The following is a 14,046-nucleotide window of genomic DNA, read 5'->3' as shown; positions in this document are numbered from 1 at the left end:
CTCACGCCCGCAGCGCCCGGCGCCTCCGCATCCCCCGGCCGGGCGCCCCCGGTCCGCTCGCGCGGCGGCGCTCAGTCGACGGGCGGCATCTCGGACGGTCCGGTGTCCAGGCCCGGGCGCCGGTTCACCCACGCGCCCCTGGTGAAGTCGGGGATCTGCACCGGACGGCCGCCCAGGGCCAGGGACTTCACGCTCAGGGCCACCGGTGAGCACCACACGGCCGAGTCGTAGACGTCGATGTCGGGGACGAGGCCGGCGCGCATCAGCTGGACGGTGCGCCACTGGAGCACGTAGTCCATGCCGCCGTGGCCCCCGTTGTTCTCGGCGTCGTCGCCGATCTTCGTCCAGAGCCAGTGGTCGAACTCCTTGCGGTACGCGTCGAAGTCGCGCCAGGCGTGGCCGCTGTGGTCGGGTTCCACATAGATGCGGCCACCGGTCGCCGAGGTCCCCGCGTAGTCCTCGAAGATGCCGCGGCTGCCGGCGAGGCTGTTGATCCGGCTGTAGGGGCGGGGCGAGCTGACTTCGTGCTCGGCTCGGATGATCCGGCCCTTCGCGGTGTCGATCAGACAGGTGACCAGGTCACCGTTGACGTAGGTCTCCTTCCACGAGGGGTGGGACTTCGGGATGAACCGCTCGCGGTAGTCGGCGAGGCCCCTGGGCTCGGTCGCGGTGGCGCGCAGCGCGGTCATGCGGTCGCCGCGGTTGACGTCCATGGCGGCGGCGATCGGCGCGAGGCCGTGCATCGGGTAGAGGGAGCCGGTGCTGCGGGTGTGCCAGCGGCGCCGCCAGGAGTCCGTGTAGTACGTGTCGGAGAAGAGCAGTTCCCGCAGATCGTGCAGATAGCCGCCGTGGCCGTTGGTGACATCGCCGAACAGGCCGTCGTGGGCCATCCTCAGCATGGCCAACTCGTTGCGGCCGTAGGAGCAGTTCTCCGAGAGGATCAGGTGCCGGCGGGTGCGCTCGGAGGTGTCGACGAGGTCCCACAGCTCGTCCAGTTCGGTGGCGACGGGCAGTTCGACGAGCGCGTGCTTGCCGGAGAGCAGCGCGGCCCGGCCCTGGCGGTGGTGGAACTCCCACGGCGTGGCGATGTAGACGAGGTCGATGTCGTCGCGGCGCAGCATCCGCTCGTACGAATCGTCCGAGCCGCCGTACTCGGCGGGGCGCGGCTTGCCCTGGGAGACGAGCTTGTCCGCGACGCGCTTGGCGCGGTCCGCGCGGATGTCGCAGACGGCGGCGACGGTGCAGCCGGGCACGACGGACCAGCCCTCGCTCATCGCTGAGCCCCGGTTGCCGAGCCCGATGACGCCGACGCGCACGGTCCTGCGTGCCTCGAAGGGGACGTTGATCATGGACTTCTGGCCCGGTCCGCGCCGGGGCGAGGGGCCGGCCGCCAGGTCGGCCCCGTCATGGGGCGCCGCCTGTGCCGCGCCGACGCCGGCCACCGTCGCGCCGGTGGCCAGGGCTCCGCCGAGCAGCAACCGTCTTGAGACTGCGGGGATTTCGGGCATGGGGAAGCACGCTCCTCAGGTCCGCGAATCGGCATCACTGGTGCTGAAGACTCTGGCGGGACCAGCTTTACCGTGTCAATAGTTGTTCATTAGACGGTGGTTGTGAACAAGAACGAGCATGTGTGATGTGCGCAGACGGGCGTTTCCCGGTTCGACGGGGTTCGGGTCACCGGTAAGCGGAGCCTCTGATTCAGTGCGCGCGCACGGTCGCGGAATCGAGCCGCTGGGGTGGTCGAATCGAGCCGAGTCCGAGGGAAGTGCTCATCTCGGGTGCACAGTCGGCCCCGTCGCGGCGGAGCGCAGCGTCCGGCGCAGGACAGTTTTTCAGGACAGTCGACGACCAGCGCCGAGCGCTTTTCAAGCCCTCTGGGCCGAGCCTGAGTTGACCCTCCGACACGCCATCTTCACGAAATCCTTCGCCGACGGTCACGACTGTCCTGACCAGTAAGAAGGTGCATAGTTTCGCCCGGCACCCACTCCCTGCGAGCGCTCTCACGACGCCTCCGGAGCCGGTGCGGTGACGCCCCTTCGGGCGTCCTGACCTCGAGAACGGATTGCGCAGACAGATGACCCGTCACGTTTCGCTTCGTCGTGGGACGTCCACGACCCTGATGCTGGCCACGCTCACCGCCGGCCTGACCATCGCCGGTGTCCCCGGCACGGCCGCCGCGGCCCCGGTGGACCCCGACAGCCTGAATCTGCGCCAGTGGATGTGGCAGATCAGAGACGTCATCGGTGACCGTCCGCTCAACAAGATCGTGATGCCGGGCAGCCACGACGCCGGGTCCTGGAGCATCACCGACAAGACCGGGGTCTGCGACACCGCCGGCCAGGCCCAGCTCGCCAGGGACTTCCCGCAGATCGCCGCCGCCATCTCCATCACGCAGATGACGCCCATCAAGGAGCAGCTCAACAGCGGCTCGCGCTACCTCGACCTGCGGCTGTGCAAGCAGAACGGCAAGTGGTACACCTACCACGGCGGCCCCCTGGGCGGTCTGTTCTTCGACGACCCCGCCACCGGCCGCAGAGGCGAGATCAACGACATCGCCGAGTGGATCCGCGACCACCCCGACGAGATCGTCACGATCGAGCTGCGCACCTCGGTCCCGCCGGACTCCGACCCCTCGCAGGAGCGCGACACCGCCGTCGAGGACCACCTGGAGGCCGTGCGGCTCCTCGGCGACAAGATCGGCACCTCACGGATGGCCGACCGGGACAAGCTCTCGCCCACGTCCACGTACAACCAGTTCCGGGCGGCGGGCGCGAGCGTCATTCTGCTCGACACCAGGAACCGTACGGACTACCCCTGGATATGGCCCGCCGGCTCCCGGATGGAGACCCGCAACAGCTACCTCGAGAACGCGGACTTCGGCTCCCTCATCAAGGAGGCGATAACGAACCCCACCGCGTCGAACCCGGCCATCGACCTGATCAGCCGTAAGGCCCTCCAGCGCAACGACGAGGTGCTGAAGACCAGCACGGGCGACCCGAACAAGTTCTTCGCGCTCTCGGGGAACGTGGACTCCACGCTCGCCATCCCCGACGCGGCCTACGACGTCGTCAACAACGGCATGGACTACAAGCCCGACGGCATCCCGTACATGCTGTACCTGGCCCGCGAACACAACATCGAGCTGCTGGAGAAGCTGGAGGGCGAATGGCGCACGTCCGCCATCGCCAAGAACACCAACATCGTCCAGCTCGACTGGATCGACATGGGTGGCCGGCGCGACAACGGCACGCTCATCGGCTCGGGCGACATGAGCGCGGCCATCATCGCGAACAACACCCCGACCACGGCGGCCGGCACGCTGGTCGGCACCGAGCGCCGGGCCGACGGCAGCTGGACCGCGGCGGAGGCGCTGCCCGGTGCCTACACCTCCCTGGAGTTCGGGGGCGGTGAGCAGGCGGTGACGGCGATGCCGGACGGCTCGCTCCAGTACCTCGCCTACGGCACCGACAGGAAGATGTACCACAACGTCCGCCGCGCGAACGGCTCGTGGCAGGGCTGGGCCCGGCTCAACAGCGACGAGACGGACAAGCGGTTCAACGGCGGTCCGATCGCCCTGACGAGCACGCCCAACGGCGAGACGCAGGCGGTCGCCGTCGACAAGGACGGCGTCCTGTTCCACCAGCTGCGCCGCACGGACGGTTCCTGGACGGGCTGGGCCGCCCCCGCCGGTCCTGACGGCGGTGTCTTCAAGGCCAAGGACGTGGCCATCGCCGCCCTGTCGGACGGCGCCGTCAAGGTGGCGGCCTTCGGCAACGACGGCAACCTGCGCATCTCGGAACGCCGCGCCGACGGGTCGTGGGACATCCCCACCCAGGGCTGGCAGACCGTGCCCGGCGCGAACGGCGGTCCGGTCTTCGCCGGCAAGGACCTGTCGATGACCGTCTCGAGGGACAACGTCATCCAGATCGCCGCGATCGGCAACGACGACCGCGTCTACCGGACGACCCGCACCCGGCACGGCGCCAACGGCCCCTGGACCGGACTGGAATGGAGTCCGGGCGACATCATGGAGGGCTCCGGTGTCGCCCTGACCGCCCTCCCGGACGGGTCGACCCAGTTGCTGGCCATCGGCCTGGACGGCAACACCTGGCACGCGGCCGCCGACCCGAGCGGCAACTGGACCCGCTTCGGTCAGGTGTGGGGCCCGTACGGCCGTGCCCTGGGCGCCACCCGCGTGAAGATCGCCGGGCTGCCCGACGGACGGACGTTCAGCGTCGTCAGCGCGCGCTGATCTCACCGGAACACACCGTTCCCGGCGCCGCGACGGGCGGCGCCGGGAACGGTGTTTCCGTACGGAGCGGCGTTCGGCGGGGCGGTATTTCCGTACGGTGTGGCGTTCGGCGGGGCGGTCAGTCGAGGTTCTTCTTCAGCGCGTTCAGATAGCTGTCCATGAAGTGGTCGCGCACTCCGTCGCTCGCGGGGGCCAGGACGTCGGCGGTCATCCCCTTCACCCGGTCCGTGAAGGCCCCGATCACGGGCATCGACTCGTGCACCCTGCCACGGGAGTCGATGTACCTGAGCGAGTCGACATGCGTGAAGGCGGGCTCCGGCGGGAGCAGCGGCACGATGTCGTTGTTGTTGACGAAGCGGTACATGCGCTTGTCGAAGCCCTTGTTGTACGCGGCGGCCAGCTTGCGGTCGCAGGTACGGGGCTGGCCGAAGGTGTAGACGCCGTCCGCGGCGAGGCGGGGCTCCTCCAGGTACAGGTGCGCGCCCGCGAGCATGGCCAGCGCGCCGCCGAGGCTGTGACCGGTGAACCACACGCTCTGCCCGTCGGTGCGGAACTCCGCGAGCGTGTCCTTCACGTCGGGGTAGATCGACTCCAGTGCCTCGGCGAAGCCGTGGTGGACGTATCCCGTGCCGGCGGGGCCCTGGCGTGGCGGCGTGTTGCCGTCGGTGAGCCAGTCCTTGATCTGGATCGGCTCCGTCCCCCGGAACGCGGTGACGACCATGTGGTCGCTGGCCATGGTGTAGGCCTGGGTGTCCTGGAGGGGGAACGGCGGCGTGAACCGGGTCTCGTGGTGGCGCACCCGGTCGAACCCCCAGGCGCGCGCCTGCCGCTCGATGGCGGCCTCGTCCTTGTACGCCAGGGCGGAGGCCTGGGCGAGGCTGTAGGCGTGCGCCAGGCTGTAGCCGGCGGCGCGGTGGTCGATGGCGGCGGGTGCGGCCACGGGTGGGTCCCTTCCTCGGCGCTGGTCAGAGTGCGGTGCGGCGAGTGCGGGCCCGCACCACCCCCGTCCTACCTCCGGCATATGCCTCCGGCCGGCCGACACACCCGCGACTCACCTGAAAGGCGCCGGCCGCAGGGAGTCGAGGTGGGCCGTCGTGCCCACACCGGCGTCGACCGCGCCGCGCGGGTCGGGGGCGGCGAAGGGCGTGCCGTCCTGCCGGCACTCGGTACCAGGCGGCGGCAGGGTGCCGTCGATCAGGTATCGGGTCTCGTGCGCGGCGACGCAGCCGCTGGGATTGAGGAGTTCGGTGTGCCCGTACCCCACGTTGGTGAGCAGTCGGGCGCTGCCCAGTTCCCGCGCCATGGCCTGCGCACCCGTGTAGGGGGTGGCCGGGTCCAAGGTCGTACCGATCACCAGGACGGGGTGCGCCGTCGGCTTGTTCCACGGGCCGAGGTAGGGGTCGGCGGCGAGTTCCGGCCAGGCGGCGCACCCGTAGGTGGCCCAGGTCCACAGGCGTCCGACGTCGCCGGCGCGGGCGGCGGCGGCCTCCTCGGCCCGGTGGTACGCGTCGAGGTCGCGCGGGTTGGGGCTGTCGGCGCAGCTGATCGCCGTGGGCTGTTCCTCACCCAGATACGGATTCGGATGCGGGACCGGTGGCGGCGGCGGAGGCGTGGTCGGCTGCGGGGCGCGTCCCCGCCACAGCTCCTGCAATCTGCCGGCGAGGTCCGTCCAGCGGGGCCGGACCACGTACAGGCCGTTCACCAGGTCGTCGACCGTGCGCCCGTATGTCCATGTGTCCACGGGATGCTCGCGCAGCCGCGCCATCAGCCGGTCGAACTTGTCCCGGGTCGCGGCCGGACTGCCCGCCGAGAACGCGCAGCGCTCGGTGCCGGCGGACCCGCACAGCGCGAGGAAGCTGTCCAGGGTGGCCGCCGCGCTGCGGTCCGAGCCGAGGCGCAGGAAGGTCGGGAGCCGGGCGTCGTCGGAGGCGTTGTTCGTCCAGGCCGTCGGGTCCCAGTTGCTGTCGAGGACCATGGCGCGGACCTTGTCGGGGAAGAGGTTGGCGTAGGTGGCGCCGAGGAACGTGCCGTAGGACAGTCCGCGGTACGTGAGCCGGGGTTCACCCACCGCACGGCGCAGCTGGTCGAGGTCGCGCGCGGTGTCGGCGGTCGCGACGTGCCGCAGCAGTTCGGGGTCGCGTTTCTCGCAGCGCCGGGCCAGGTCCTCGTACGCGGTCTTCCAGGTTGCCCGCTCGCCCGCGCCCACCGGGATGCCGGCCGGTTTGCTCTCGTTCCAGGCCGCCGCCTCCCGGGCGCTCCCGAAGCAGTCCACCGCGGTGCTGCTGCCGACGCCGCGGGTGTCCCAGCTGACGATGTCGAAGCGCTCGCGCACCTGCTGCGGGAAGCGGTCGTAGTTCTGCGGCATCTGGATCGTGCCCGGTCCGCCGGGTCCGCCGGGGTTGAAGAACAGGGTGCCGATCCGCCGCCCCGGGTCGGTCGCCTTCCGCTTGATGACGGCCAGGTCGATGGTGCGACCGCCCGGTTCGTCGTAGTCCAGGGGCACCTTCGCGGTGGCGCAGTCGTAGGGACTGCCCTGGACACAGGGTTTCCAGTCCAGCTTCGGGACGGGCAGCGGCGGCGTGGGCCCGCCGCCGGCGGCGATGGGGTCCGGCCAGGCCAGTGCCAGGGAGCAGGTCACCACCGCGATGGCCGCGGCACTTCTCCTGCGGCCCGCCGGCAGTCCAGGTATGTGCATGCCGCCCAGACCACCGCCGGCCGTGCGAGCCCGCGAGCCGGAGGGGGCCGAATGGCGGAGCCGCCGCCGGCCGGTCCCGCGGCGCGGATTCACCCCCGGTGGGTGAGGCGGTACGCACCGCGTCGGTGAACGCTCGACGGGAGCGGGTCGGGGGCGGGCGTCCGCCTGTGCCGCTGACGTGTCCCGGCTCGACGAGGGAGATCACGTGGACCGCTACCCCCCGATCGCCGACCACGGCATGGTCGGCGACCTGCAGACCGTCGCCCTGGTCTCCGCCGGCGGAACCGTCGACTGGTGGTGCACACCCCGCTTCGACTCACCCAGCGTCTTCGCGTCGCTGCTGGACAGTGAACGCGGCGGGTTCTGCCATCTCGCGGCGGAGCCCGGCGACAGCGACGGCATGCTGGTGCGGCAGCTGTATCTGGCCGACACCGCCATCCTGGTCACCCGGTTCATGGCACCCGACGGCGTGGGTGAGGTGGCCGACTTCATGGTGCCCCTCGACTCCACGACGCCGACGGACCGGCACACCCTGGTGAGGGTCGTCCGGGTCATGCGGGGCAGCCTGCCGTTCACCTTCACGTGCCGGCCGCGGTTCGACTACGGCCGCGCCCCGCACACCCTCACCCGGCTCGACCACCACGCGGCGGTGTTCCACGGTCCTGGCACCGACCTGCACCTGCGGACCACCTCAGGTGTCCAGCTGCGGTCGTCGGGCGACGACATCACGGCACGCTTCACGCTGACGGCAGGCCAGGCGGCGGCGGTCGAGCTGACCAGCACGGCGAGCGGCGCGCCCGCCCCCGAGCCCGTCACCGTCGACGCGCTGGCCGGCGGATTCGAGGCGTGCCGGGACTTCTGGCTGTCGTGGCTGAGCTCCTGCACCTACCGGGGCCGGTGGCAGGACATCGTGAACCGGTCGGCGATCACGCTCAAACTGCTCACCTACGCCCCCACCGGAGCGCCCGTCGCCGCCGCCACCATGGGACTGCCGGAGCAGATCGGCGGCGAGCGCAACTGGGACTACCGCTACACCTGGGTCCGGGACGCGGCACTGTCCGTCAGAGCGTTGATCAACCTGGGCTTCCACGAGGAGGCGCACGCCTTCCGGCGCTGGCTGCGCGACCGTGTCGAGGCCGGCGACTCCGCCACGGGCGACCCGCTCCAGATCATGTACCGGATCGACGGCGACCCACATCTGGACGAGGTGATCCTCGACCACCTCGAGGGCTATCGGGGCTCACGCCCGGTCCGGGCGGGCAACGCGGCCATGGACCAGCTCCAGCTGGACATCTACGGTGAGGCCGCGGACGCCCTCCTCGTGGGCGACGACGTCGGCGCGATCCGCGGCTGGGACGCGCTCGGCGGCGTTCTGGACTGGCTCGCCGGCAATTGGGACCGGCCGGACGAAGGCATCTGGGAGACCCGCGGCGGCCGGCAGAACTTCACGTACAGCCGGCTCATGACCTGGGTGGCGTTCGAGCGCGCGCTGCGCGCGGCCACCCGGTTCTCCCGCCCGGCCGACATCGCTCGCTGGACCGAGACCCGGGACGCGGTGTTCCGGCAGATCGTCGAGCGCGGCTGGAACGACAAGCGCCAGGCCTTCGTGCAGCACTACGACAGCGACGTACTCGACGCGTCCCTGCTGCTGATGCCGCAGGTCGGGTTCCTCTCGCCGCAGGATCCGGCCTGGCTCAGCACCCTCGACGCGATGGACGAGGACCTGGTCAGCGACAGCCTGGTCTACCGCTACGACCCCTCGGCGAGCCCCGACGGCCTGCGCGGCTCGGAGGGCACCTTCAACCTGTGCAGCTTCTTCTACGTCGAGGCCCTGGCCCGCAGCGGCAGGCTCGTCCAGGCCCGCTACGCGTTCGACAAGATGCTCACGTACGCCAACCACGTCGGGCTCTTCGCCGAGGAGATCGGCCCGACCGGCGAGCAACTCGGCAATTTCCCCCAGGCCTTCACCCACCTCGCCCTGGTCAGCGCGGCCATCGCGCTGGACGAGGAGCTGAGCAAGGCCCATGCCGGGCCGCGGACCGCCACGCTGCGCCCGCTGGCACTGCAACGCATCACGTTGCCGGCGGACGCCCCCGACGGGGGCGACCCGGGTGCCTGAGGCGCAGCCGTCGGGGCGGCCGGCCGGACACGGACGGGTGCTGGCCGCCCTGGCCCTCGCGCAGTTCATCTGCAGCTTCGCCGGCTCCAACATGAACGTCATGATCAACGACATCAGCGCAGACCTGGACACCACCGTGCAGGGCGTGCAGGTCGCGATCACCGTGTTCCTCCTGGTGATGGCGGCGCTGATGATCCCCGGCGGGAAGCTGACCGACCGCTACGGCCGCAAGCGCTGCTTCCTCACGGGCCTCGTCGTCTATGCGATCGGGGCGCTGCTGAGCGCGGCCTCTCCGGGCCTCGGGGTGCTGATCCTCGGCAACTCGATCCTCGAAGGCATCGGCACCGCCCTGCTCATCCCACCCGTCTACATCCTCACGACCCTGCTCTACCCCGATGTGACGTCCCGCGCCCGGGCGTTCGGCGTCATCATGGCCCTGGGCGGCATCGGTGCCGCCGCCGGTCCGCTGATCGGCGGCCTGATCACCACCGCCATCAGCTGGCGCGCGGCGTTCGTGTTCCAGGCCCTGGTGATCGCTGTGATCGTCCTGCTCAGCCGGCGCATGGACGATCCGCTGCCGCCCGACCCGACCCGTTCCTTCGACACCGCCGGCGCCGTGCTGTCCGCCGCGGGTCTCGTTCTGGTGGTCATGGGCATCCTGGCCGCGGACGACAACATCTGGCTCACGATCGGCCTGCTGGTGCTCGGCGCGCTCGTGCTGTGGTGGTTCTTCCGCTCCGTTCGCGCCAAGGAGGCGGCCGGCCGGGAACCGCTGCTGAGCCTCGCCCTGTTCCGCGTCCGCCGGTCCAACCTGGGGCTCGTCACCCAGAACGTCCAGTGGCTGGTGCTCATGGGCTCGTCGTTCACGGTGGCGGCCTACCTCCAGGTCGTTCGCGGCTACGACGCCATCGAGACCGGCGTCATCTTCACCGCCGCCACGCTGGGCCTGCTGATCTCCTCCCTGTGCGCCGAGCGACTCGCCGCACGCCACACGCAACGGACCCTCATCATGGCCGGGTTCCTCATGTGCATCGCCGGCGTGGTCGTGCTGATCGCCCTGGCCGCCGCCTTCTCCACCGCCTGGGCCTTCGTCCCCGGACTCGCACTCGTCGGACTCGGCCTGGGCGTCATGCTCACCCCCTCGGTCAACGTCGTGCAGTCGAGCTTCCCGGAGGCGCAACAGGGTGAGATCTCGGGCCTGTCCCGCAGTGTGTCGAACCTCGGCTCGTCCTTCGGCACGGCCATCGCCGGCACGATCCTGGTCGCGGGCCTGACCAGGGGCGCCTACGCCGCGGCCCTGATCGTCCTCGCGGTCCTCAGTGTCGGGGGCCTGATCGCGGCAGCCCTGCTCCCCGAGGAAGCGCGCCCGGCGGGCACGCCCGCCGCCGGTACCACGGCTCCGCGGGCGCAGCACTGACGACGGCCGCGCAGCGCCGAGGCCCCGACTCCCGTGGGGCCCTTCAGCGTGGTTCTCCGCTGTCCGCCGCCGCCCGGTCCGGTGCGGTCGGCGGCGGTTCTTGCACGATGCCGTGCAGGAGCAGGTCGATGAGCCGGGTGGCCAGCTCGCGTTGCTCCTCGCTGGCCGCCATGAGGTTGATACCGCCGAGCGCCATCAGCACGTCCTCGGCGTCCACCCCCGGCCGTGCGACCGAGAAGCCCTGTCCGGCACCGAGCAGGTGGGTGAGGGCGTCGGCGAGCAGGGTCCGGGTGTGCCGCTTCTCGCCGGCGTCCGTCAGGACCACGCGCAGCGCGTCGGCCATGCCCTGCTTGGCGGCCATGAAGTCGATGAAGTCCTCCATCCAGGTCCGCAGCGCCTCCACCGGTGGCCGCGTGGCCGCCAGGTGCGGTGCCGCCTCGCACAGACGGTGCACGTCGTGCCGGTACGTCGCCTCGATCAGCAGTTCCTTGGAGGGGAAGCGGCGGTAGAGCGTGCCCACGCCGACGCCGGCCCGGCGGGCGATGTCCTTGACCGAGGCACCCGCTCCGTCGCGGGCGAAGGCGGCGGCCGCTGCCTCGAGCAGCCGGTCCTCGTTGCGCTGCGCGTCGGCGCGCAGCGGCCTGCGTGGCCGCGCGGCGTCCCCGTCGTTCCCGGTCACATCGACTCCCTCATATCCGTGTCCCGTACATATCCGTGTCCCGTAGCGACCCCGCTTGTAAACGGAACCAGTTCCGCTTACCGTCGAACGTAGAACCGGAACCCGTTCCGGATACGAGGATACGGGCCCCAGCGCCGCCGCCACGGGCCGATCACACCTGCCGTACCCGCCGGACACCACCTGATCCCGGGCCTCGCCGACCGGGCCCCACCGTGTCGCCCCCGCCCCACCGGCCGGCACCACCGCCTCCTTGGAGAACGCCATGCCCGACCGCCCTCTGATCACCACTCCCTTCGGGGCACGCACCACCGCCACCGAAGTGCTGGCCGGTGTCCGCCTCGACGGCAAGCGCGCCGTCGTCACCGGCGCGGCCTCCGGCATCGGACGCGAGACCGCGCGTGCGCTGGCCGCCGCCGGCGCCGAGGTGACCATCGGCGTCCGGGACCCGGCCGTGGGCGCACGGGTCGCCGAGGAGATCTCGCCGTCGAACGGGGCGGGCCTGGTACGCGCCGGCACACTCGACCTCGCCGACCAGGCCTCGGTGCGTGCGTTCACGGATGCCTGGCGGGGGCCGCTGCACATCCTGGTCCTCAACGCCGGTGTAATGGCGCCGCCGCTCCAGCGGACGAAGGAGGGCTGGGAGATGCAGTTCGCCACCAACCACCTCGGCCACTTCGCCCTCGCCACCGGGCTGCACGACGCCCTCACGGCGGCCCGCGGAGCCCGGGTGGTGGCCGTCAGCTCGGTCGGGCACATCAACGGTGACGTGGACTTCGACGACATCAACTTCGAGCGGCGCCCGTACGACCCGTGGGCCGCGTACAGCCGGTCCAAGACCGCCGGCGTCCTGTTCGCGGTGGAGGCGGCGCGCCGCTGGGCAGCCGACCTGATCACCGTCAACGCCCTCAACCCCGGCCGGATCACCAGCACCCGGCTCGGGCGCCACATCGGGGACGTCTCCAACAGCCCGGCCTCGTTCGATCCGACCAGCACCGACGTGTCCTGGAAGGACATCGAGCAGGGCGCCGCGACCTCCGTGCTGCTCGCCGCGTCCCCGCTGGTCGACGGCGTGAGCGGACGGTACTTCGAGGACTGCAACAAGGCCGGACCGCACCGGCCCGGTGTCCGCCGCGGAGTCGCCGCGTACGCGATGGACGCCGGGCACGCGACCCGCCTGTGGCAGCTCTCCCTCGACCTGCTCGCGGCGGCGGCCCGGGATTCCGGCCCCTCGGCCACCTCGGTGTGAAGGGCCGCCGACCGGCGGGCGAGCAGGCCTGACGCACGACAGACACCAAAGGCCGCGCTCGGCCGAGGACGGCCACGACGGCGGTTCTGCGCCTGTCCGGCCGGTCGTGCCCGAGGGCGAAGAGATCATCCGGAGTGCGCGATCTCGTCCCCTCACCGGCAGCTCTCCGAGCGCGGTACTCCACCGCCGACGCACCTTCCGCGCACTGTCCGGGCACCCACCGCGCCGCACCCCCGGAACGACATCACCACAGCTCAGCGCCTGTGCCCGGGGGCCGATCGCGAGCGACGGTCCGCACGGATCCCGGGGCTGCGCGGCTCTGCACGGATGCCGCCCGAACAGCTTTCGGCAGCGACGGAGTTCAGCGTCGGCGTCACATCGGCCGCCCGCGGCGGCGATAGCTTGAGGCACCGTCATGGCTGTCCGGACCCCCCGCTGGAACGGCACGCGAGGAGACCTCATGAGAAGCCACCGCCGCACCAGGCACATCGGGTCGCTCGCGGCCGTCGCCGCCCTCGTGGCGCTGCTGATCCCCTACGCGAGTTCGGACGAGGGCGAGGCCGCCGCGACGACCCCCTCCTCGTCGATCGTGTACGACCCGGGCCCCAAGCTGCGCTGCTACAGCGTCTCCAACGAGTCCGGCGGCACCAACTACGGCAACGACTCCCGCGACTGCGATGCCGTCGACAACCGGAACCGGGTCGACGGCTCGTGCACCTGGTTCGGGTACGCCTCCCGGCGCGGGGTGGAGTGCCCCACCTGGCGTTTCGTCACGTACGGCTGGGAGGAGAACAGGCTGCGCCAGTACCCCGGCTACGACCACCAGGTGCAGGGCCCGTCCGGCTCGCCTCTGAAACTGGTGCTCCAGAACAACTCCAGGAACCTCCGGGACCAGTGCGAACTCAAGGAAGTCGCGTTCTCCTACGAGTACGTGGGCAGCTCGCTCAAGCGGCGCGCCGACGGCAAGGAGTACAACTTCTCGGACGGCCGGGCCGAGGTCTCCTACGACGCGCTGGTGGAGCAGTCCGGAGACTTCCGCTGCGCCGAGCGACGGGCCGTCCTCACCACGGACTTCATCTACCGCACCGCACGCGGCCTGAACCTGATCTCGGTGGTCCACCACGACCCGGGCCCGTTCTCCCGGCCGAACCGGGACGGCGTGCTGTGGACCAACAACTGCAAGAACGGTGAGGGAGCGCCGAGCGGCTGCCGCGTCACCGTGTACGGCCAGCGCATCGAACCCGGCCGGACGACCCGGATCAACGTCGACTTCACCGAGGTCGCGCGACGGTACGCGGCCTACCTGCGGAACGATCCGATCCCCGAGGTGTCGCAGATCGAGGCCGTCCAGGTCGTGAACAGCGCCAGGGGCGCCGACCTCAAGGCGGAGGTGTCCGAGGTGAACGTCACCCTGAAGTAAGCGCCCGCCGCTCGCCGGGCCCGAACCTCCCGGGGTGCGGGCCCGGCTCCGCGTCGCCGCACCACCCGGGAGCCCGCGGGTTCGGACCGACGCGTGACCGCGGCACCCGGGACCTGGCCGGATCTCGTCGGTGGGCCGACCGCTGCACTGTCTCGCGTGCAACCCGTCCGCATGCGGCGTGCGTACAGGTCCCGGCACCACGCACAAGGAACACACCG

The 14,046-nt window shown here is 71.1% G+C and carries 9 protein-coding genes; 5 read left to right on the top strand and 4 right to left on the bottom strand.

What is annotated here, in order from left to right; all coding sequences use genetic code 11:
• Positions 1–71 precede the first annotated feature (71 nt).
• Complete coding sequence (locus DN051_RS42285; protein ID WP_112443075.1) at positions 72–1,508, bottom strand: Gfo/Idh/MocA family protein; 1,437 nt, start codon at positions 1,506–1,508, stop codon at positions 72–74.
• A gap of 566 nt (positions 1,509–2,074) precedes the next feature.
• Between DN051_RS42285 and DN051_RS42280 the strand changes: the two genes are divergently transcribed.
• Entirely contained in the window at positions 2,075–4,252 is a 2,178-nt protein-coding gene (locus DN051_RS42280; protein WP_162625182.1) for a DUF8189 domain-containing protein, read from the top strand.
• Between the two features lie 118 nt (positions 4,253–4,370).
• On the opposite strand, the gene DN051_RS42275 is transcribed toward DN051_RS42280, so the two are convergent.
• The gene (locus DN051_RS42275) at positions 4,371–5,192 is read right to left on the bottom strand and encodes a lipase family protein (RefSeq protein ID WP_053763488.1); all 822 of its coding nucleotides are present in this window, start codon (positions 5,190–5,192) and stop codon (positions 4,371–4,373) included.
• Positions 5,193–5,303: 111 nt separating this feature from the next.
• A complete protein-coding gene (locus tag DN051_RS42270) occupies positions 5,304–6,947 on the bottom strand; it encodes an alpha/beta hydrolase (RefSeq protein ID WP_053763487.1) in 1,644 nt (547 codons plus the stop codon).
• A gap of 205 nt (positions 6,948–7,152) precedes the next feature.
• Between DN051_RS42270 and DN051_RS42265 the strand changes: the two genes are divergently transcribed.
• Positions 7,153–9,066 (top strand): glycoside hydrolase family 15 protein, encoded by a 1,914-nt coding sequence (locus DN051_RS42265; protein WP_112443073.1) that lies wholly within the window; start codon positions 7,153–7,155, stop codon positions 9,064–9,066.
• Positions 9,059–10,483 carry an MFS transporter gene (locus tag DN051_RS42260; RefSeq protein WP_246041271.1) on the top strand — a complete coding sequence of 475 codons (1,425 nt, stop codon included), beginning with the start codon at positions 9,059–9,061 and terminating at the stop codon, positions 10,481–10,483. The genes DN051_RS42265 and DN051_RS42260 overlap by 8 nt, the downstream gene beginning before the upstream one ends.
• A 43-nt stretch (positions 10,484–10,526) precedes the next feature.
• Here the strand turns inward: DN051_RS42260 and DN051_RS42255 are convergent, their stop codons facing one another.
• Positions 10,527–11,162 carry a TetR/AcrR family transcriptional regulator gene (locus tag DN051_RS42255; RefSeq protein WP_246041270.1) on the bottom strand — a complete coding sequence of 212 codons (636 nt, stop codon included), beginning with the start codon at positions 11,160–11,162 and terminating at the stop codon, positions 10,527–10,529.
• Positions 11,163–11,424: 262 nt separating this feature from the next.
• On the opposite strand from DN051_RS42255, the gene DN051_RS42250 reads away from it, so the two are divergent.
• Positions 11,425–12,408: an SDR family NAD(P)-dependent oxidoreductase gene (locus tag DN051_RS42250; RefSeq protein ID WP_112443070.1), complete on the top strand. Its 984-nt coding sequence runs from the start codon at positions 11,425–11,427 to the stop codon at positions 12,406–12,408.
• A gap of 460 nt (positions 12,409–12,868) precedes the next feature.
• On the top strand, positions 12,869–13,828 hold the full coding sequence (locus DN051_RS42245) for a hypothetical protein (protein ID WP_053763486.1): 960 nt from the start codon (positions 12,869–12,871) through the stop codon (positions 13,826–13,828).
• The last annotated feature ends 218 nt before the right edge of the window (positions 13,829–14,046 follow it).

It is taken from the genome of Streptomyces cadmiisoli (assembly GCF_003261055.1).
Taxonomy (GTDB): Bacteria; Actinomycetota; Actinomycetes; order Streptomycetales; family Streptomycetaceae; genus Streptomyces; species Streptomyces cadmiisoli.
This window is presented reverse-complemented; position numbering and strand designations above follow the sequence as displayed.

Excerpts from the sequence above, each read along its gene's own strand:
- DN051_RS42285 (WP_112443075.1), bottom strand. The coding sequence starts at position 1,508 with ATGCCCGAAATCCCCGCAGTCTCAAGACGGTTGCTGCTCGGCGGAGCC.
- DN051_RS42280 (WP_162625182.1), top strand. The coding sequence starts at position 2,075 with ATGACCCGTCACGTTTCGCTTCGTCGTGGGACGTCCACGACCCTGATG.
- DN051_RS42270 (WP_053763487.1), bottom strand. The coding sequence starts at position 6,947 with ATGCACATACCTGGACTGCCGGCGGGCCGCAGGAGAAGTGCCGCGGCC.
- DN051_RS42250 (WP_112443070.1), top strand. The coding sequence starts at position 11,425 with ATGCCCGACCGCCCTCTGATCACCACTCCCTTCGGGGCACGCACCACC.
- DN051_RS42245 (WP_053763486.1), top strand. The coding sequence starts at position 12,869 with ATGAGAAGCCACCGCCGCACCAGGCACATCGGGTCGCTCGCGGCCGTC.